The sequence below is a fragment of the Eubacterium sp. AF19-12LB genome (assembly GCF_003479125.1).
GTDB classification, from domain to species: domain Bacteria; phylum Bacillota; class Clostridia; order Lachnospirales; family Lachnospiraceae; genus Eubacterium_U; species Eubacterium_U album.
This window is the reverse complement of record NZ_QUGP01000001.1, coordinates 124,126-145,173: the sequence shown is the minus strand read 5'-3', so window position 1 is coordinate 145,173 and position 21,048 is coordinate 124,126. Positions and strand designations below refer to the sequence as shown.

General features: G+C 32.8%; 12 protein-coding genes. 1 reads left to right on the top strand and 11 read right to left on the bottom strand.

Annotated elements, in window-relative coordinates; translation table 11 throughout:
- Window positions 1–30: 30 nt before the first annotated feature.
- The 9 genes from DWX29_RS00640 to DWX29_RS00600 all read right to left on the bottom strand — a co-directional run bounded on the left by DWX29_RS00640 (window position 31) and on the right by DWX29_RS00600 (window position 14,167).
- Window positions 31–3,735 (bottom strand): HsdR family type I site-specific deoxyribonuclease, encoded by a 3,705-nt coding sequence (locus tag DWX29_RS00640; protein ID WP_118564929.1) that lies wholly within the window; start codon window positions 3,733–3,735, stop codon window positions 31–33.
- Window positions 3,663–4,307, bottom strand: a complete 645-nt coding sequence (locus DWX29_RS00635) for a restriction endonuclease subunit S (RefSeq protein WP_279218142.1) — start codon at window positions 4,305–4,307, stop codon at window positions 3,663–3,665. The genes DWX29_RS00640 and DWX29_RS00635 overlap by 73 nt, the downstream gene beginning before the upstream one ends.
- Before the next feature lie 127 nt (window positions 4,308–4,434).
- On the bottom strand, window positions 4,435–5,640 hold the full coding sequence (locus tag DWX29_RS00630) for a restriction endonuclease subunit S (RefSeq protein WP_118564927.1): 1,206 nt from the start codon (window positions 5,638–5,640) through the stop codon (window positions 4,435–4,437).
- Window positions 5,640–8,219, bottom strand: a complete 2,580-nt coding sequence (locus DWX29_RS00625) for a type I restriction-modification system subunit M (RefSeq protein ID WP_118564926.1) — start codon at window positions 8,217–8,219, stop codon at window positions 5,640–5,642. Before DWX29_RS00625 ends, DWX29_RS00630 begins: the two co-directional genes overlap by 1 nt.
- Before the next feature lie 139 nt (window positions 8,220–8,358).
- Window positions 8,359–8,676 carry an HIRAN domain-containing protein gene (locus tag DWX29_RS00620; protein ID WP_117908302.1) on the bottom strand — a complete coding sequence of 106 codons (318 nt, stop codon included), beginning with the start codon at window positions 8,674–8,676 and terminating at the stop codon, window positions 8,359–8,361.
- A gap of 242 nt (window positions 8,677–8,918) precedes the next feature.
- Window positions 8,919–9,317, bottom strand: coding sequence for a hypothetical protein (locus tag DWX29_RS00615; protein ID WP_118564925.1), 399 nt, complete (start codon window positions 9,315–9,317; stop codon window positions 8,919–8,921).
- Entirely contained in the window at window positions 9,310–9,798 is a 489-nt protein-coding gene (locus DWX29_RS00610) for a sigma-70 family RNA polymerase sigma factor (RefSeq protein ID WP_118564924.1), read from the bottom strand. The genes DWX29_RS00615 and DWX29_RS00610 overlap by 8 nt, the downstream gene beginning before the upstream one ends.
- Window positions 9,799–10,223: 425 nt before the next feature.
- A complete protein-coding gene (locus DWX29_RS00605) occupies window positions 10,224–11,819 on the bottom strand; it encodes a peptide chain release factor 3 (RefSeq protein ID WP_117908296.1) in 1,596 nt (531 codons plus the stop codon).
- Window positions 11,820–11,977: 158 nt separating this feature from the next.
- On the bottom strand, window positions 11,978–14,167 hold the full coding sequence (locus tag DWX29_RS00600) for an ATP-dependent helicase (protein ID WP_118564923.1): 2,190 nt from the start codon (window positions 14,165–14,167) through the stop codon (window positions 11,978–11,980).
- A gap of 177 nt (window positions 14,168–14,344) precedes the next feature.
- Here DWX29_RS00600 and DWX29_RS00595 point away from each other — a divergent pair, with 177 nt between their 5' ends.
- Window positions 14,345–15,097 carry a class I SAM-dependent methyltransferase gene (locus tag DWX29_RS00595; protein ID WP_118564922.1) on the top strand — a complete coding sequence of 251 codons (753 nt, stop codon included), beginning with the start codon at window positions 14,345–14,347 and terminating at the stop codon, window positions 15,095–15,097.
- Between the two features lie 42 nt (window positions 15,098–15,139).
- Here the strand turns inward: DWX29_RS00595 and DWX29_RS00590 are convergent, their stop codons facing one another.
- The gene (locus DWX29_RS00590; protein ID WP_117908290.1) at window positions 15,140–15,370 is read right to left on the bottom strand and encodes a purine biosynthesis protein PurH; all 231 of its coding nucleotides are present in this window, start codon (window positions 15,368–15,370) and stop codon (window positions 15,140–15,142) included.
- Between the two features lie 177 nt (window positions 15,371–15,547).
- A complete protein-coding gene (locus DWX29_RS00585) occupies window positions 15,548–20,947 on the bottom strand; it encodes a lectin-like protein (protein ID WP_118564921.1) in 5,400 nt (1,799 codons plus the stop codon).
- Between the last annotated feature and the right edge of the window lie 101 nt (window positions 20,948–21,048).

Genomic DNA, 21,048 nt, shown 5'->3' with positions numbered 1-21,048 from the left:
TTTATAATGTAGTAGTTTATTTCTTCTATACTATTTATCCCAATTTTCAGGTTCTTCTATGTCTTTTCCACCTGAAAGAATAAAATCTTCTAAAAAAGAATTAACTCTATTATTAACCTTAAACATTGGCATTTTTTCTCCCTCTGTAAGTGCAAAATATTTTTGTGCATCTTCTTTTATAACCGATGCTTTCAATGCATCAAATCGACCATATTCATTAATATTATCTTTTGTTACATTAGCATTTAACAATGCTGTAACAAGATTTATATCTACCCCAAAATATCTAGACAATCTTGTAATTTGTGAACGCTTTTCATTATTTGAATATCGATAAATATAATCCTGTAATGTTAATCCTTCCTGCAATATAGCATCACCTGTCTGAACATCATGTAAGAACAGATTCGCCATCTTTTGGTCTTCCTGTGACAAAAATGCAAATGAATTATGTAATTGTTCTAAAGTCTCGTTTAATTCCTCTTCAGAAACATTTGGTTGACTTAATGCTTTTAACCATTTTTCAAATCTGGTATTCATATAGTTGTAATCAATAGCTTCCGTCTTCAACTCAGTTAAGTACGGATCTATTTCAAATTTAATGTCATCCTTTGGGTCTCCACCGTTATCTCCAGGAGTTCTTAATTCTTTATATCTTTGCAACAAAATATTATACTCTTCTTCTGTAGGCAAAACTTTTATATAAATCTCTTCTTTATCATCTTCCGTAACTTCCATTATATCTTTCCAATTAAACCCCTGAATTTCTGCTGCCTGTAAATATGTTGAAAATTGTCTAAATAATTTTGCAAACTTAGCTCTTGGTATCGTATCATCTGGAAGTTTTTCTAAATTATCAATCCCTTCCCCTTCAAATACAGCCATCATCTCCTTAAATGCCAAATTCATATGCATAACATTTTCAGGCAAATGGTCAGCAAACAATCCTGCTGGTCTATCACCTGAATATAGCTTAACTGCTAATTCTATATTTTTCTTCATTGTATGTGGCTTTCTGTAATAACGTATAGAACCAAATGGTTTTTCGTTAATATTAAATAATCTATTTGTTCGTGAAAAAGCCTGTATCAAATTTTGATACACCAATATTTTATCTAAATACAAAGTATTAATCCATTTAGAATCAAATCCCGTAAGCATTTGATTCACAACAATTAATAAATTTAACTGTTGTTCCGGTTTAATTCTTTCATACGGTTTCTTATGTGCCAATCTGGCAGAAGCATCCTTTTTAAAAGTTGCATAACTACCTATATCAAAATGCTGACCATACATATTATTATAATCTTCAAGCATCTCCTTTAAGCCATCTTCTTTATCTAAAGATTTCTGGCCACCTGCATTATCAATTGTTGAATCAAAGATTCCTGTTACTTTAAGCTGCGGCATTCTCTCTTTAAACTTTTTATAATAACTGATTGCCTCCGGAATACTACTCGTTGCAAAAATACCATGAAACTTGTTATTTCTACTCATTACAAGCCAATTATTTGTTATATCATCTACAACTGCATACTGATAGTCATTTGTTTCATACTGCTTATTAGGGATATAACTTTCAATTCCTTTTACAATCGTTCCGTCTTCTAAATATGTGTCTGCCATAGATACTTCCTGATCGGACATATAATGATAATACACTTTGCTCTTTTCAGGATCTCCTAATGCATCTTCAACAGACTCAGCTTTAGCCTTATATAACGCAACTTCATTTCTTATCTCTTTGTCTTTATAAACCATTACCATAGATGGGTCAAATCCCAAAACATTTTTATCCCTAATTCCGTCAGCAATACTATATCTATGCAATTCATTGCCAAATATATCGGCTGTGGTGCTCATAACTTTTTCATTTTCTGTAAATACAGGTGTTCCTGTAAATCCAAAGAACAACGCATTTGAAAAAGTTTCTTTAATTGTACTAAGCATTTCACCAAAAGTTGATCTGTGGCATTCATCTATTATGAAAACTATTCTCTTCAACTGTATTTCTTCAAGATCCTTTGCTCGCATTTTTACTGCAGCGTCTTTCTTTATATTGCTCATCTTCTGTATTGATGAAACTATTAATGTATCTTTTGGATCTATACTCTTTAATTTCCCAATAAGCATAATTGTATCTTCAGTTTCCTGAACATCGTCAACATCATCTGCAAATGCTCTATATTCTTTTAATGACTGAGTTCCCAATTCAATCCTATCCATCAAAAACACTACTTTATCTGCATCTTTAGAATTGGCTATTAATTGTGCTGATTTAAAAGATGTCATTGTTTTTCCTGAACCAGTCGTATGCCAAATATATCCTCCTAACTGATTTCCGTCCTTCCAATCTTTCTTTGAAACACAGTCTGAAATTCTATTTGCTGCATAATACTGATAACTTCTCATAACTTTAAGTACTCCATCAGAATCATCTGCAACAGTATAAAAGCCTACCAATTGATGAGCCAATGGAATAGACAAAATAGTTGAAGCTATAACTCTCCAATCATTAATCAGTTCATTATTAAAATCTGCCCAATGAAAAAAGAAATCAGAATTAAACTTGCCATCCGGACCGGGATTTGCAAAATATAAAGTTTCTTCCGGATTCATTGCAAAGAAAATCTGTACAAGAGAAAAAATTCCGGTAAACACACCTTCATGTGCATACTTCATTATCTGATTAGTTGCTTCCGAAACAGGAATCCCTGTCTTTTTTAACTCAATATGAAATACCGGCATTCCATTTATTAAAAGCATAATGTCACCACGTCTGTCTTGAAGCACCTTATCATGTCTTTTAAAAATAGGCTGTTCAACAATCTGATATCTGCTCTGCCCTGCAGCTATCTCCATTCGATCATAAATTTTTAAACTAACTTCTTTTCCATAATGTAAAGTATCTTCTGGATTTTTTCTGATGATTGATACAGTCTTTCCATTAATAAATCCATTTAAAGCTAATGGCGTACGCAAATTCTTTATCTGTTCAATCAATTCGTCCATTTCTTCTCTAATTAATGGTTTATCATTAAGCCTGTCAATCTCTCTGTTATTCTCAAAAAGAATGTTAGCCCAATTCTGAATAAGATCTTCCTCGGTAGGATTCTTAATAACCTGATTCTCCCATCCATTACTCTGAAGTGCAGTGATAAGCGCTTCTTCAAATTCTAATTCTTTATTAAATCCGTTCATACTTTTTCTCCTATTTTCTATATTTTTTGTTGTTATTTGCTTACTCCGATGAAGAGTGATAAGGTGGTCGAGATCTGAAAAATAGGCTCCAACCAGATTTTGTTCATCCAATGAAGGCACTGAAATTTTTATCTCCATTACTTTGTTTTTAGAAATGTTATATCTCGATATTCCTTGTGCCAAAAAAGTCATATTTTTTCTGAAAGATTCTGCTCGAAGTACATATGCTAAATAATTCAAATCGAATTCTACAGTTGGTCTATACCCGAAACAGAAACTATTAAGATAGATATTATCAGCATTTTCAGACATTACACACGACATTCCTACTTCTTCTGGTGTTTCAGATGACGTAGTAAAAAATACATCCCCAGCTTTAACACAGTTTTGTTTTGAATCGATTTCAACATATTCTGTCATATCTAAATTGGCAATAGGATTAGAAAATACGTTCATATAAGTTATGAATTTTGCATCTCCATGTCCAAAGTCTTCTTTCGTTTTTCCAGATAGTCCTGTGAAAGTTGAACCCATTTCCCCCAACTTACGCTGTTCCCAAGATATAATTCTTTAATAAAAATCACTTTATAATGCTTACTCTGATGAAGGGTGATAAGGTTGTCGAGGGACTCAAAATACTGTCCCAACTTTGCCTGTTCTTGATCACTTGGGATATCGATATCAAGGTTCCTTATATTACCTAATGCAATAAATTTTTGTGTACCGCCATCCATCGAATTAGTAAGTTGCTTTATCGTGCTATTGGATTGTAAAAAGTGATAAATATACAAGTAATTTATCTTCTTGGCATCCTTTATCAAAGCAACATTTTTTATTGCAAAATCAGGCTCTTTACGGATTAAAGCTATATTTCCAATAGTTCCAATCATACCAATAAGAACATCATTAACATCCACTTTTGAACGCTTATTTATCTCATCAAAATCCTCATCTGATATATATTGAATATCATCATAATTCACGAAACCGTCTTTAACATTTTTCGATGTCACAAGCGGATGTCCTTCGCTAATATACTTCGGAGAAGCATGTGTTCCATCCCTAACATCTGCTACGTCCGACAACTTACGCTGTTCCCAAGATATATACTCTATTTCAATAAAAATACTAAGTGCAAAAATAATTATATAATATTGTAAATCTATTTTTCCACTAATACTGTACTTCAGTAATTTTATATATTATTGAATTTCAATTTGTTATCTTCTTTCCTTACACAAACATATTCTCAAGCATAGACTTTTTAATATATTTCAATTTTTCTAACTTTCGTTGATGAAGAGTGATAAGGTTGTCAAGATTTTCAAAATAAGCACCAATTTTTCTTTGCTCTTCTATAATTGTATAAGGAATGACAATATTTCCTACTAATTGTTTATTCAACCCACCTCTTGAACCATCTCCTGATGACATTGCTCTAATTTCATCGTATCTATTTTCTAAATTACTAAACACAAATTCTGGAATAATATCATCGTTAAAAGTCATTGCCGCGATTGACTGATTAGTACTAAGGGAAATACGATTAATAGCCACTGTTCCACGCGTTTTTCCTTGTCCAGCAAGTGCAATTAAAATTGAATTTTCCTTTATCATTTTTGCACTAGAATTGGATAATCCTAATTTTGAAATCATATCATCAGTATATGTTACGTATTTTTTATGCACTTCACCAGATGACAACCATGGAACTTCTTTAGGTTCCCAATATTCCGAAACTGAAGTACTAGGTGTTCCTCCAGCCGCAATTTCAGCAGTTTCAGAAACCTTACGCTGTTCCCAATCGTCATTAAACCCTTTAAATCTAATTTCTGGCTTTTTCATTCCATTTTGAGGAAACATTTTTTCCAACATCGATTTTTTTATTTTTTGTAACTTATCACACTTTCGTTGATGAAGAGTGATGAGGTGATCCAATTCACTCAACAAGTTTACAATTTTGTTCTGTTCTGTCAGACTCGGTACAAAAAATGGCATCTCTAAGAAGGTGTTTGCATGTATTCTTTTTGCTTTTCGACTACCATCGGCAATCATCCCATTCTTTTCATAAAAGATAGGTTGTATTGCAGTGTAAAACATAAAATATGGATTTACTCCATCACAATCAAAAGCAGGTACATCCGCAGTTGTTTCAAGGCTATCCAGTTCCTCAGGCACTACTCCAAAGGCACAATTTAAGAAGTCTAATTTACTGTAAATAAATTGACCCGCATGTCTTGTGAAATACTGAGTATTTGCGCTTCCAGTTTCATTTTTTTCATAAACACCTTTACCCCAAAGTTTCACTGTCATCTTGTGAGCAACATCACCCTTGTGGCCAGATTCTCTACTTTCCGTTAAAAATTCACCAACCTTACGCTGTTCCCAATCATCATTAAATCCTTTGAATCTAACTTGTGGTTTTTTGTCGTTTTTCATTAAAAATCACCTCCAAAGAATTTCTTTAATTCAGCAATTCCTGCCATATCTGCATCATTCCCAGTTAACTCATCAAGCATTTTTACAAGTTCTCTCTCTGTATCTCTTATTTCATTTTCTATGTCTTCAAATGTATCCTGATATTTCTTAGCTAACTCGTCCAGTTTCTTTTCTAGTTGCGCTATCATATTTTCAGACAAACTTTCAATTCCCCATATTATCGGATTAATCCATTTACATTCAAGAAGATACTCAATATCACTATCTGTTAAGTTCTCAATTGTTTCTTTTGACTTGTTATGCAGTTCATCCTCTGATTTTTTAATACTGTTCTTTAATGATTTTTCTTCATTATTCATTTTTTCAACATTTTTAAGTGTATCAATTAACGTCTTATATTCAGAATCACCGTCTGCCTTTAAAGCTTTAATTGTATTTTTAATATTTTTGAAAACAAATTCATCTTTGTTTTCATTAACTGCATCACCTAATAACTCTTTATCATCCTCTGATAATTCACTAAGAATTGATTCATATGAAGATGATATTTCCTGTAACTGAGATTTCATGTTTTCAATCTTAGTTACATCCTCTTTTAACAATGTATCCTGAACAAGTTCAAATGGAATAATGTGTCCTTTCCATCCTTCCTGAATTTCCGTATCTTTTCCATTTTTCTTCTTGATAACCATGTTAGGATCAACCTGTCTAACAGCCTCTTTTCCTTCACCCTGTATTAATTCAAGGTCTCCTGATATTGAATCATATTCATTTTTAAAGATTTCATATGCTTCATACTTGTCAACCAACTTCATGTTATTAAATCTTCCAAGTATATCTTCTGCTATTCTGTCCTCTTCCATCATTACCTGAATTTCACTGGAATTATCTATTAATTTCTTCTTTAACTCATCCTTAAGACTTGAAAATGCATTTTTATATTCAATTAGGAATTTTTTTACATCTCCATTATTCTCAATAGCTTTCTTAATGTTTTCAACCTTTACTGAGCCGTGACTGCCATTAATTTCAAACAATTCGTCTTTTAATGTTGGAAATTCTCTCCAATAATTATCTAGCTGCTCAATTTCATTTGTAGGTATTCCTCCAAACATTGTTGAAAAAATATCCCATGATTCAGCAACTTCAGATGAATCAACATATCTTGGAATATTCAGGTTATAATCATTTGCCCTGATTTCTTCCCTACTTACTTTTCTTGAATACTTATCAATATCTAAGCGTCCTTTTACAGTATCCGTAATCTTTTTTATATCACAAGAACGCAATTTATTATTTTTTCCTTCTTTTGTAAATCCTTTAGATGCATCTATTATTAATACATCTGTATTTTCCCTTTTCTGTCTTAGTACCATGACAATCGTTGGTATACCTGTTCCAAAGAAAATATTTGCAGGTAATCCAATAATTGTATCTATATTATTCTGTTCAATTAATTGCTTTCTTATTTCTCCTTCTTCTCCGCCTCTAAAGAGAACACCATGAGGAAGAACAATTGTCATAATACCATCCGGTTTTAAATGGTATAAATCATGCAATAAGAAAGCATAATCTGCTTTTGATTTTGGTGCCAGTCCATACCTTGAATAACGTGGATCATTCTCTTTTCCTGATGGATCCCACTGCTGAGAATATGGCGGATTGCTTACTACTGCATCTACATATAACGGATCATAAGTTGCAACCGGATCCGACTCTTCAAAATATGGCCAGTCATCCTCCAATGTGTCACCATTTCTAGTGACAATGTTATCTGGAATAATTCCTCTCATTACCAAATTCATTCTTGTCAAGTTATATGTATTAGCCTTCAATTCCTGTGCATAATATCGAATATTATTTTTATTATTCATATATTTTGAAATAGCTCGTCCAATATTAATCAACAAAGAACCTGAACCTGATGTTGGATCATAAATTCTAATTTTGTCATGTCCTTTTAAATGATTTGCTATAATTTCTGACATCATTAAAGATACTTCATGTGGAGTATAAAATTCCCCAGCTTTCTTTCCTGCATTTGCTGCAAACTGACTAATCAAATATTCATAAATAAATCCTAATACATCATAGTCTTGTTTGCCATCCATAGGGATATCGTTAATCAAATGTATTAAATCGCTAATTGCCTTGGTCTGAGACTTTGTATTGTCACCTAATTTGCTAAGTCCTGTTTCAAGTGTTGCAAAAATACCTTCAAAAACCTTTTTGTGTGAAGGTGATATTAATCTGGAAAATGATGATAATGCTGTTCTTACATTATCTACACTAAAATCTGCCCCCATATTTATCCAAGTGGAAAATAAATTTTCATATGCTATAAAATATCCAAGTTTTGTATGTGCATTATGAACCAATTCTTCATCTTCTTCATTAACATACTCCTTAATGTCCTCATCCTGATAGTCAATTTCGTGTAACCATTTTTCTTCTTTGTCTGAAAGATATTTATAGAAAATAAAGCCCAAAATATAGTCCTTGTATTCATTGGCTTCTATCTTTGATCTCATTTTATTGGCAGACTCCCATATCTTTGCTGCTAACTGTTGTTTGTTCATTTCTAAAACTCCTCCTGTGCTTTATTTTCGTAATATAATTGCACTTAAGCACATAAAGATATTCTACCACATAAGTCTTATTTCTTGCATAATTTGATTTGTTTTTCTTTAACTCATTTCTATTTGAAATATCTCTTCTTTAAAATTTAATTTCATCTACTGGTTTTACTAATTCACACAAAATTCCTCTTGGCATTTTGTAAAGCACTTTTCCAACTGCTGTGTCGCCAATTTTGTCATAAATACGTCCGGCGCTATATGACTCGCCAATGACTGTACTACAACTATTTGCCACATGCCCTACTTTTCCAATTCCCGGCATTTTTACAAGAATTGCTTCGTGGTCATATTTGTTGTCCGGTTCTTTCTCAAGAAACACTTCCATATCCTTTTCAAAAAATTCGTCACCTTCAAAAAATCCTGTTCCTGTAATTGTAAAATAAATCTTATCTGCCATCTTTTTTTCCTCCTTTATAGCTGCTATTTTTCTTTTTCCTTTTATGAATCCATTTTCTCACATTCACTGTCCCTTTTTCAGGACTCGATTTTGCTATTTTTTCGAAACTCTGTTCTGTTTTCACTTATTTTAAAGCATAAAAACAGCCCACAAGAGAATTTCATAATTTTAGTTCGCCTGTGGACTTCTTTTGTTTGTTTTTGTTTGTCGACATATATTTATTTTTAAATTTATTTTTTTGATTAATTTGCCTTTAGTTCTATATTTACCTCTCCGCTACTTTCATCAACACTTACCTCAGCATTTATGCCCTCTTTTTCCATTTCATCTTCATTCATTTCGAGCTCATACTTCTTGTCTTCGCCCTCGTAAATGTATTTTCCTTTGCCATTTTCTTTAAGTTCTTTTTTATCGCTATTGTTTTCCAAAAATACATGGACATGCTTTGTTATTCCATTTCCGGTTGCCGCATAAGACACAACATCTGTCATTGCGAATATAGCAAGCATAACTGCTGCAACCGCCACATAACGTATTCTGAATTTCTTTATTTTGTGATTATTCTTTTCCATATGTTCCACCTTTCTTAAACACTCGTCTGAAATATTTATTTTGTCAAACATTTCTTTATATTTATTCATCTAACCAATCTCCTTTGACCATACTTTTAATTTTTGCTCTAGCTCTCATAAGTCTTGTTTGAATTGTAGTCTCTTTTATATTTAATATTTCTGCGATTTCTTTTACTGAATATTCTTCGTAATAATACAAATGAACTACTATTCTGTATTTTTCGCCAAGCTTCATTACTGCATCATATAGTTCTGATTCTTCATCATTTTCAAAAGAAAATTCGGCATCTGATTTGGATTCTTCCAGCGAAACTATTCTTTTGTGCCAAAATGATGTACACATGTTTTTTGATTCATTTACAGTCACTCTTATAAGCCATCTTTTTGCATGTTCACCATCAGCAAATTCGCCTTTATATTGTAAAAGTTTTAAAAATGTATTCTGGACTATGTCTTCGGCATCATATTTGTTTCGGCAATAATTATAAGCAATTTTAAATACCATATTTGCATATTCCGATACAAATTCTTTGTACTTTTGCGTTTCCACTGCTTTCCTCCTTGTTGCTTTGAAAGATCTTTCTAATAATATAACAATTCAGGAAAGAATAATATCACATTTTTTTTGGCCGGGCTGTGCCTGCCTGTTTATCCTGTTGCACAGGCTTGTTTTATTCTCTAACTTGTATTATGTCATTTTTTTATTACTCATTTGGGAATTTTCAAAAGAGAAATTTTCAAGCCTGCTTTTATTTTACATACCGTTAAAGCAACAAATTCCCCCTTTATTTCTAATCTACATAATCCGCGACCAGACTTTAACATATAAAAAGGACGAAATCCCATAACAAAGATTCCATCCTTTTTATGTTTTCTTTAATTCGATTTTATTAAATTACAAGTTTTCCAGAAACAGTTTCCTTAACTCATTTATAAATTAAATTACAAGTTTCCAGAACCGGTTTTCCAATCAATCTAATTCTTCTTAAATTCTGTAAGCTCGATTCCTTCGTTTCTTTCTAATAAAAGTCTTATTGACCATTCATTTGTAAATAAAATCAAAGGATTTCCTTTCATGTCCTTAACTCGCTTTGTGTCGCTTGGACATTTTATGCTGTTTAAATCTGTAGCCGGGTCTTTTACCCATCTTATATGACCATAAGGTAATGGCTCAAGTCTTACATCACAGCTATATTCATTTTCCATTCTGTATTTTAACACATCAAACTGAAGTGTTCCTACAACACCCACGATAATTTCAGACATTTCAAGATTGTAGTCCTGGAAAATCTGTATCGCACCTTCCTGCGCGATCTGCGTTACACCTTTCATAAATTGCTTACGCTTCATGGAATCAAGTGCTACAAGTCGGCAGAAATGTTCAGGTGCAAATGTAGGGATTCCTTCGTAAGTGAATTTTTTGCCCGGAGTGCAAATTGTATCACCAATTGAGAAAATTCCCGGATCAAATACACCGATTACATCTCCTGCATAAGCCTCATCAATTACTTTTCTATCCTGTGCCATAATCTGCTGTGGTCTTGATAATTTCATTTTCTTTCCACTTTGTACATGGAACACATCTTTTGTGGCATCAAATTTGCCCGAACATACTCTCATAAATGCAATTCTGTCATGATGTGCCTTATTCATATTTGCCTGAATTTTAAATACAAATCCTGAAAATGGTTCTGTTATCGGATCAATTAATCCTATATCTGACATTCTTGGAAGTGGTGATTCTGTCATTTTTAAGAAATGTTCCAAAAATGTTTCAATACCAAATGTAGTTAAAGCTGAACCGAAGAATACCGGAGATAATTCACCTTTATCAACCAAATCCTGATCAAATGGTTCACTTGCTCCGTCCAACAATTCTACATCATCCATAAGCTGGTCATATAATTCATCCCCAACTTCACCTTTGAACGCTTCGTCTTCTAAATCATAAGTTGTTTCTGCTGCACTTTTTGCACCACCGACAGATACTGCCTGAAACATTGATATTTTCTTTGTATCTCTATCGTAAACACCTTTAAATCTTTTACCTGAACCTATTGGCCAGTTTATGGGACAAGTCTTTATTCCTAAAACATTTTCAATTTCTTCTAAAAGTTCATATGGGTCTCTTGCTTCCAAATCCATCTTATTGATAAACGTGAAAATTGGAATATGTCTCATTACACAAACTTTGAAAAGCTTAATTGTCTGTGCTTCAACACCCTTTGAAGCGTCAATTACCATTACTGCTGAGTCTGCTGCCATTAAAGTTCTGTATGTGTCTTCCGAGAAATCCTGATGTCCCGGAGTATCCAAAATGTTAATGCAATATCCTTCATAATTAAACTGCAATGCTGATGAAGTAACTGAAATTCCTCTTTCCTTTTCAATTCCCATCCAGTCAGAAACCGCATATTTTGAATTTGCCTTTCCCTTTACTGAACCGGCTGTATTTATTGCTCCTCCGTATAACAGGAATTTTTCTGTTAATGTAGTCTTACCTGCATCAGGATGGGAAATGATTGCAAATGTTCTTCTGTTTTCTATTTCTTTTTTCAAATTTTCGTCCATTTTATTCTCCAAATGTTTATTTTAACTAAATTGTGCCGACATCATTATATGTTGTCGTGGCAAACTTCCCCGACTTTGATTCCTACGGATTGTTCCGTGCCAAGCACTCTCACAATTATATACAATTATTTTCTTTTCCACAAGACAACCTGCGTAATTTACTCAATCAGCGAATGTTCCATCATAAACTTTAATTTGCATTTTGTTACTCTTCCATCGAACTCGATTTCAAGCAAATCACCGGATATTTTAAGTACTTTACCTAAACCATACTTCTTATGCATAACTGTTCCTGTCAAATAAATTTCTTCTATTTTATCGGCATATTCAGACTCCGTAATTTTTTTGCGTTTCGTTTCCGTTTTCTGATAAGAAGTTGGTTTAGTTAAATCTATGTTATTTTTATAAGACGATGATTTTGACATACTTCGGGTTGACGATATACCTGTTATTCCATATATATCACTAGAATTTGCACTATTTTTATTTTCGATTCCAAGCAACTCATTTGTAAATGTAGAACCGTCGTCAAATTCAAATATGCAAAGTTCATTTTTTGCCCTGGTTACACCTACGTAATAAAGTCTTCTTTCTTCTTCATACTCTTTTGCCTCTTCGCCTTTTGCTTTGCATGTTTCATAATTTGCTATAACATTTTCAGGAAAAATTCCATCAACTGCATCCATTATGTATACTTTGTCATACTCTAAACCTTTGCTTGAATGAATTGTTGATAAAATAAATTTGCATCCATTATCGTAAGGCTTTTCTTTTATAAGCATCGCAAGTTCATCTAATCTGTTTATTAAAGCTAATGCAGACGGCTCATTATATGCGATTGCCTGAATTATACTTAATTTGCTATCCTTTATATTTGACCTGTCTAAATATTCCTTATATCCCATAGAATGTATAATTCTATAAATTGCCTTACCTCCACTTTCTTCAAGCATTCTTTTCAAATGTGTCTGCATCGATTTTACACTTTTACGTGTACCCGCGGGAACATCTCCATAATCAATGGCTGCATCCAAAATTGTAATTCCTCTTTCCTGACTTATTTTACATACTTGTGTTGCCACGGCTTTACTCATATAAGTATTTATCTTGTAAAACATTTGCATAAAAATTTCTGTATTCGTTGGCTCCATTGCAAATCTGATAATATTTTTTATGTCCATCACAACCCTATGCGAGAAAAAAGTCAGGTCAGCATTTTTAATTCTATATGCAATTCCTTTTCTTTCTAACAAATCAACCACCGGAATAATGCTCTCATTATCCCTGTAAAGCACCGCTGTCTCTACATCTGTATTCTCAGTTACTTTTGCCAGATAACTATATTGTGCACGTCGGTTTTTCAAATGAATTTTCTGTATTTCAGTCCCTGATTCTCTAAATGCTTTCATATGTTTTTCATGTCTGAATTTATTTTTCTGTATAAATTTATCCGCAGCATAAACTATTTTTGCATTTGACCTGAAATTTTCTTCCATTAGCAATACATTTGCGTCTTTATAATTTTTTTCAAATGAAAGAAGTGCCTCAGGATAGGCTGCCCTAAACCCATAAATGCTTTGATCCTCATCTCCTACCATAAATATTTTTTTATATTTGCCTGCAAGTGTTGCAATAATCTGATGCTGAATTTTAGAGGTATCCTGTGCCTCATCGACACAAATATATTTATACATTTCCTGAAAATATTCTAAAATCTGTGGCGATACTTTTAGCATAGTCAGGGCATACACCATTTGGTCATCATAATCCATAAGTGATTGCTTTTTCATTTCATCACAATATGCGCTATAAATTTTTAAAAGTGGTATATCCTGTTCGTTACCAGCTTTATCTATCTCTTCTTTTGAAAGTTGCATATTTTTTATATACGTAATTAATGTGCTTATGTTTTTCAAATCGCTCTCTGTCGGATATTGATGAACGAGTTCTGTGTAAATTGCAGACAAAAGCTTTGTTTTATATCCCTCATCAGTCAACAAATCAAATGCTTTTTTCCCAACACATATTTCACAATATCCTATTATTTTTGCACATATTCCGTTTATGGTTCTAAACTCAAGTCTTGCAGCAAGTTTGTCTCCAAATATAGATGCAAATCTTTTTCGCATATCATTTGTTGCAGCCACAGTATATGTAACTGTTAGGATTTCTTCCGGACGAATTCCTAAGCAGTAAATCATATATCCTAATCTGGTAACCAAAACCGTGGTTTTTCCACTTCCGGGAACAGCCAAAAGCAGTGTAGGTTTTTCAACGCTCTGCACTGCTTCTAACTGTTGTTTATTTAATTTTACATTGAATTTGGTAATAAATTCCTGTAATGTCATAATTTTTTTCTTCTCCCCATTTTCATCATTAGTTCCTCTACAATCTCACTATTCACTATATCAAAAATAAAAATAAAATTGTATACTTGTAAAAATAAAAATAACAAAATATTTTTTAATAAGTTATAATTATTCTATTATCAATCAATTTTTTTCTTAGAAGTGGGGTGAATTAAAATGGAATCAAAATTTCAAAAAAATATCAACAAATTATCCGATTCTTCTGACAATACCGCTAATAATGGAGACTTTATCAAGCGTGATTACGATCGTTCAATAAACATGTGGAATGATGTTTATTCTAATTGTAAAATTGTAGATTTAAAGGGAAAATCATTATCTGTTGAGCCTATGTTTGATATTTGTCTTGATATTTTTGCCAGCGAATGCAAAAAGGTATTAGATTTTGGTTGTGGAACAGGAGATGTTATTTTTCAATGCTATGAATTTGGGAATATAGATTCAGGGCTTGGTATTGATTTGTCAGAAACCGGAATTGAATTTGCAAAAAAATTTGCTTCCGTAAACAATTATCACAATCTTGATTTCCAAATTGGCGATATTTCTTTTTTTGATAATTATAATAGTAATAGTTTTGATGGTATTATTTTGTCTAACGTTTTAGATGTTATGCCTAAGGATGTTGCTTTAAAGACTTTTAGACGGCTTACGGATTTGCTTGTTCCTTCAGGACTTATGTTCGTTAAACTCAATCCATATTATGAGAAATCTGATATGAAGGCATGGGGATTCACTCAGATAAAGGATAATCTTTTCGAGGAGAATGGCGTTCTTAGATATCGTGAGTTAGATACTGCTTCATGGAAGCAAAGTTTTGAAAAACATTATGAGATTATTCGCTATCTTGAATTTCCTTATCCGTGGCAGGATGGTATGAACCGCTTGTTTTTACTTCAGAAAAAATTGTAAATATTGTAATAATTATTTTAAATAACGGAGTAGTTTGCCCATCTACATTGGGCAACTTCTTCCATTATCTTTTTCCATATCGCCTTTAACATATCTTGCATTAAATTCCATATTGATATCTCTTATTTCTCTCTTTCCATCAATGTAATCATTATACATTTCAGCAAGTCCGGCCATACATCCGTCACAGTTAGCCTCTATGTTTCCAAGCGACTCCTCAACTATCTTTTTTCTTTCTTCTCTTGTTGTATCTTTTATTAAATATCCTGACATGCTTTCTCTCCTAATATTATGTTATTTACGCTGTTCTAATTTTTATGTAATTATAATCTAATTTGCTTTTTCCCTTAATAATATGATATTTGCCCTCTCTTTAATCGACGGCTATTAGTTGCAAATTTTACTTTAAAAGAGAGCCAGATAAATCTGACCCTCTTTCTAAATTATACATTATTTACTTACTTTTACAACCTTTTTGCTGCTCCATTTTCCTGCTACTTTCTTTCCGTTCACCACTTTGTATGCACGAATCTGAACAAAGTATTTTCCAGGTTTCAATTTTTTAAGAACAGCTTTTGCATTATTCTTTGTAATAGTTTTAATTTTTGCTTTTTTCATCTTTTTGTTAACTGAATATCTAATCTGATATCCTGTAACAGCTTTCTGTTTTCTCCATTTAATGATAACACTCTTTTTCTTATTAACCTTTGTTGTCACCTTCTTAACTTTGCCCGGTTTTGTAACAGAGTTATCATTGTCTGTTTTGTTTGTTGTATCAGAATTGCTTACATTTGTTGTTCCGGAATTATTTGTACCTCCCGGTGTTGTATCTGCCGGAGTTGTTCCGGAATTATTTACAACTGTAATTTCTTTTGCAACTTCACCTTCATATAATGTATTAAATGTTACTATAACCTCATATGTTCCTGTGTCCTTAATTTCAGTAACCACAGCACCTGTAGTTTTATTTTTAAATGTAACTGTATAATACTGGTCTGATACAATTTCACCAGCTGCATCAGTAACTGTTACTGTTGGTAATGCAATTGAATTTCCAGTGTATTCATATTTTTCATTTGAAATATTAACACTATCAATTCTGCTTATTGCAATTTTTTTACTGTCACCACAATAACACTTAAATTCCCTGTAACCGTCAGCTTCTAATGTTGCTTTAATAATATTTGCTTCGCTATCATAGTTATGTACATGTTTTTCTTCTGAGTTAGTTACGTTTATTTCTTCATCAGAATTTACAAGACTATTCTTATCTGCTGCAATATTTCTAGTATCAATTTTTCCTGAATTGTATAATTTATCATACGTTGATTTTCCTTCATCATATGCACAAATTCCTCCGGCATATTCGTATGCATTTATATCGCCATTATTAATTAATTCAGAACCATTTACACCATATACATATGCTAATATTCCTCCGCCATATCTGTCAGATAAAATATTTCCATTATTTATACAATTGTTAATATCAAAGTAATATCCATAATCAACTATTCCGGCTGCACTTTCTGCTGATATATCTCCGTTATTTTTACAATTACTAATTTTTATTTTGTTGTGATTCTGTGCATTATTTATATATTCACAGATTCCTGCTGCGCTATCATCTCCATCAATATTTCCATTGTTTTCACAACTTGTTATTTCTAACTTTCCATTGGCTTCACAAATAATTCCGGCTACTGTACCACCTTTGACATATCCTTCATTTACACAATTACTTATTATTAGTTTCCCCGGTGAATCAAAATTACCTTTATATTTAGAACAGATTCCGGATGCATAATAATCATAGTAACTATTTGCTTCTATTCTTCCCTTATTTATGCAACCTGATATCTCAGTTGTCCCCGGAATAAGGTCTCCCTGAACATCAATTACTATTCCGCTTGCTATATTATAGCCATTAATACTACCATTATTTATACAGTTCTTAATTGTGCTTGAATATACATTGACTGCAATTCCTGCTGCCATGCCATTTTGCATAGATAATTTTCCATTGTTCACACAATCTTCTACAATAGTATTTTCAGTTATTATATATGCAATTCCTGCTGCTGTTCCACCTGATCCCGTACCTGTAACATTAGCATTATTTGTGCAACCGATAAATTTACAATTATCCGCAAAACAAACCATTGCTGATAAACAGTCATTAAGGTTATTAAGATTTTTGTTACCACTAACACTACAGTTTCTAAAAACTGAATTTTTTGCTCCAATTGCTATGTCTGTAGCCATTCCACTTGTAAAGTTTTCATTTACATATTTAATATTAATGTTCTTTATTTCACTAGAATAAACAAAATTAAATAATGGTCTGTTTTCTCCTCTTTGGTTGATTCCTGATATCGAATGGCCATTACCATCAAAAATAATATTTACTGCATTCACATTTCCTATAAGATCATCTTCATCCTCATAGTTTTCAGGGAATGTAATGTCACTCATAAGTTTTCCATTAATACCACTGTAAATATTTTTCAAATATAATATCAGGTCTTCAAATGTAGTAATTTCAAAATATCCGTCTTTTTGTTGTTTTACGAATTCTTCTTCTGCACCACATTCCTCGCAAACACCATCTTTAAATGAATGACCTAATTTGTTTATTACTTTGCCTTTTTCTATTGTTTCTTTACAAATTGGGCAGTATACATCGCCGGTATAACCATCCTTTTCACATGTTGCCTTGACCATATTATAATCATATATAAAATATTGATTTCTGCTTCCTTCCGGATAATCATGATATGCTTTTATAATTTTATTTGTAGGCTGATTTTCACTTTCTTCTCCACAATATATACACTTGTAATCTCCAAGATATCCGTCTGTTGTACATGTTGCTTCTATGCTACCTACAAATTCATATTTATGTGAACCATATCCTGCATTAGTATCTATTTCAGTTTTCTTAGCATTGCAATACCTACATCTGTAATAAGTCTTTGCATATTCATTACACGTTGCATCTTTTCTGTTATATTCATAATAAGAATGTTCACTGTGAGGTTCTATGGTTACTCCTTCTTCTACTGTTTCTCCACAATCATCACAGATAATATCTCCGGTATAACCTCCTTCTTCACAACTATTAATTGTTTTATTTTCTACATGAATATTATAATGTGCACAACCAACAGTTATGGTAAATTCGCCATATTCATACTCATCATTATAGCCATAAGGTACAACTACAAAATAATATTTTTCACCCTTAGTAAGCTCGTATTCAACCTGTGGAGCTCCATTGTTTCCACCATCATCATCAGAGTCAAGAGCATTATTAAATCGTATTTTGTATTCGTCTTCATCAAAGAATTTATCAAGCTCATTTCTTATCATTTCATCACTATAATTCTCTGAATCAAATAAGAATCCATAACTGTCCCAACCGGTTTTATTACTACAATAAAAACTAATATATTCATCCTTATCTGCAGTATATTCTATTACCTGAATTGGTAAGTCTTTAGTTATTTGAGTATCATATACTTTATTCTTCTGTACATTTCTTATTCTTCCACAGTTTTTACATACATCATTTTCATATTCGTGTTCGAATTTAGGAATTACTTCTCCTTGCTGAAGTTGCATATTACATACCGTACAGTGTTTATCTCCTGTATAGCCATCTAAATAACAACTGTTCACTCTGGCATTCTCTAAATCACCCGGCGTATGCTCTGAAGGTTCAACTGTAGTGCCATTTTCTATTACTTTTCCACATGTATCGCATACAACATCTCCGGTATAGCCTCCCTGCTCACAGTTTTCAAGCGTTCTTCCTTCAACATGCGTTTTTGTATGCACACACGTTATTGTCAGCTTAAAATCTCCATATTCTGTTGAATAAGGTCCAAAAACAAAGTAATATGTCTCTCCCTTTGTTAGTTCTACATTTATCTTCGGTGCCAGGTTATTACCACCATCATTACCTATCCAATAGTTTTTTAATTGTGGTCTTGATGCATTATTATCCTTTAATCTGGCATAATACATTTCCATTCCTGCACTTATTACGGAATCATTAAATTTATCTGCCCTGTAAAGATATCCATAGCTATCCCATTCTGAATCTCCTGTAAATGTGTATCTTCCACTTTCCGGTGCCGTGAATTGAAATACTGTATACGGATAATCTTCTGTTGTCTTTGAAGTGTATGTTATATCTAACTGAGCATTATTTACTCTTCCACAATTTTTACATACATCATCTTCGTATTCATGTTCAAGTTTAGGAATTACTTCTCCTTGCTGAAGTTGCGTATTACATACCGTACAGTATTTATCTCCTGTATAGCCGTCTAAATAACAACTGTTCTCTCTGGCATTCTCTAAATCACCCGGCGTATGCTCTGAAGGTTCAACTGTAGTGCCATTTTCTATTACTTTTCCACATATATCGCACACAACATCTCCGGTATAGCCTCCCTGCTCACAGCTTTCAAGTGTTCTTCCTTCAACATGCGTTTTTGTATGCGCACACGTTATTGTCAGCTTAAAATCTCCATATTCTGTTATATAAGGTCCAAAAACAAAGTAATATGTCTCTCCCTTTGTTAGTTCTGCAGTTATCTTAGGCGATGGACCAATTCCGCTATCATCACTTTTCCAATAATCTTTTAATCGTGGTGTTGATGCATTATTGTCCTTTAATTTGGCATAATACATTTCCATTCCTGCACTGATTACGGAATCATTAAATTTATCTGCCTTGTAAAGATATCCATAGCTATCCCATTCTGAATCTCCTGTAAATGTGTATCCCCCACTTTCAGGTGCCGTAAATTGAAATACTGTATATGGATAATCTATTGTTTTCGTTAAGCTATATGTTACGTCTACCTGAGCGTTATTTACTCTTCCGCAGTTTTTACATACATCATTTTCGTATTCATGCTCAAGCTTAGGAATTGCCTCTCCTTCCTGCAAAGTTTCATCACATACTTCACAGTATTTATCTCCTGTATAGCCTTTCTGATAGCAACTGCTTTTTTTGGCATTTCTAACCTGTTCAGCCTCTTTGTGTCCATTTGCCTTAAGCACTTCGCCCTGCTCTAATACCTTGTCGCAAACAGGACAAATCTTATCACCCGAATAGCCGGTTTCAGTACATGTAGCTTCTTTAACTGTGCTTTCATCTAATACTGCATCAGAATGTCCTCTAGCTTCAATCTCTTCGCCGTCACTTATTTTTTCATTACAAAATCCACAGTAAACATCTCCGGTATACCCTCCCTGTTCACAGTCAGCTAAAGTTCTATTCTTTATAACGTTCTGTGATTTAGGATGAATACATGAATCATATTCTATAACACCTGTGCGAAGTGAAGTCGTATTGCAGTCATTCCACTTTCCTGCACCATTTGATCTTTTATTATCGTAAACCTCTCCTGCTTTTTCATTCTTGTTGTTTGGTTCGCCATCATTCCAATTAGTATAACTTACTTCACTTCCATCTGCCCACAGCCATTCATCAAGATTTTCTTCATTTCTTATAAGTCCAATATAAGATGATGTATTATCACCTTGCTCTGAAATAACATTCGCAACAATGTCATTTTCCCTTGCATTGGAAATACATGCAAGATAGCCTCCGCTTTCTTTTGCCAAAGCCAAAACCCGCTCATAATTTCCTTCCTCACTTGTCAATTTATACAAGTGTCCTGTAGTCTTGTCATATGCCATATTGTCTGCATACATTACGTTTTCTTCACTATTATCAGTAGCTGCATATGTACTGACAGGCATGAAATTATTAGTAAAAATCATTGCCAACGATAGTGTCATACTTAAAAATCGTGTCACTTTTTTTCTCATATTTGCCCTCCCATTTAGATATGTATATTTTTCCAATTTACTTCATGTTTTATTATAGAATAAGACTATATTTCAATTCTATGTTCTGGCGTCAAACGGTT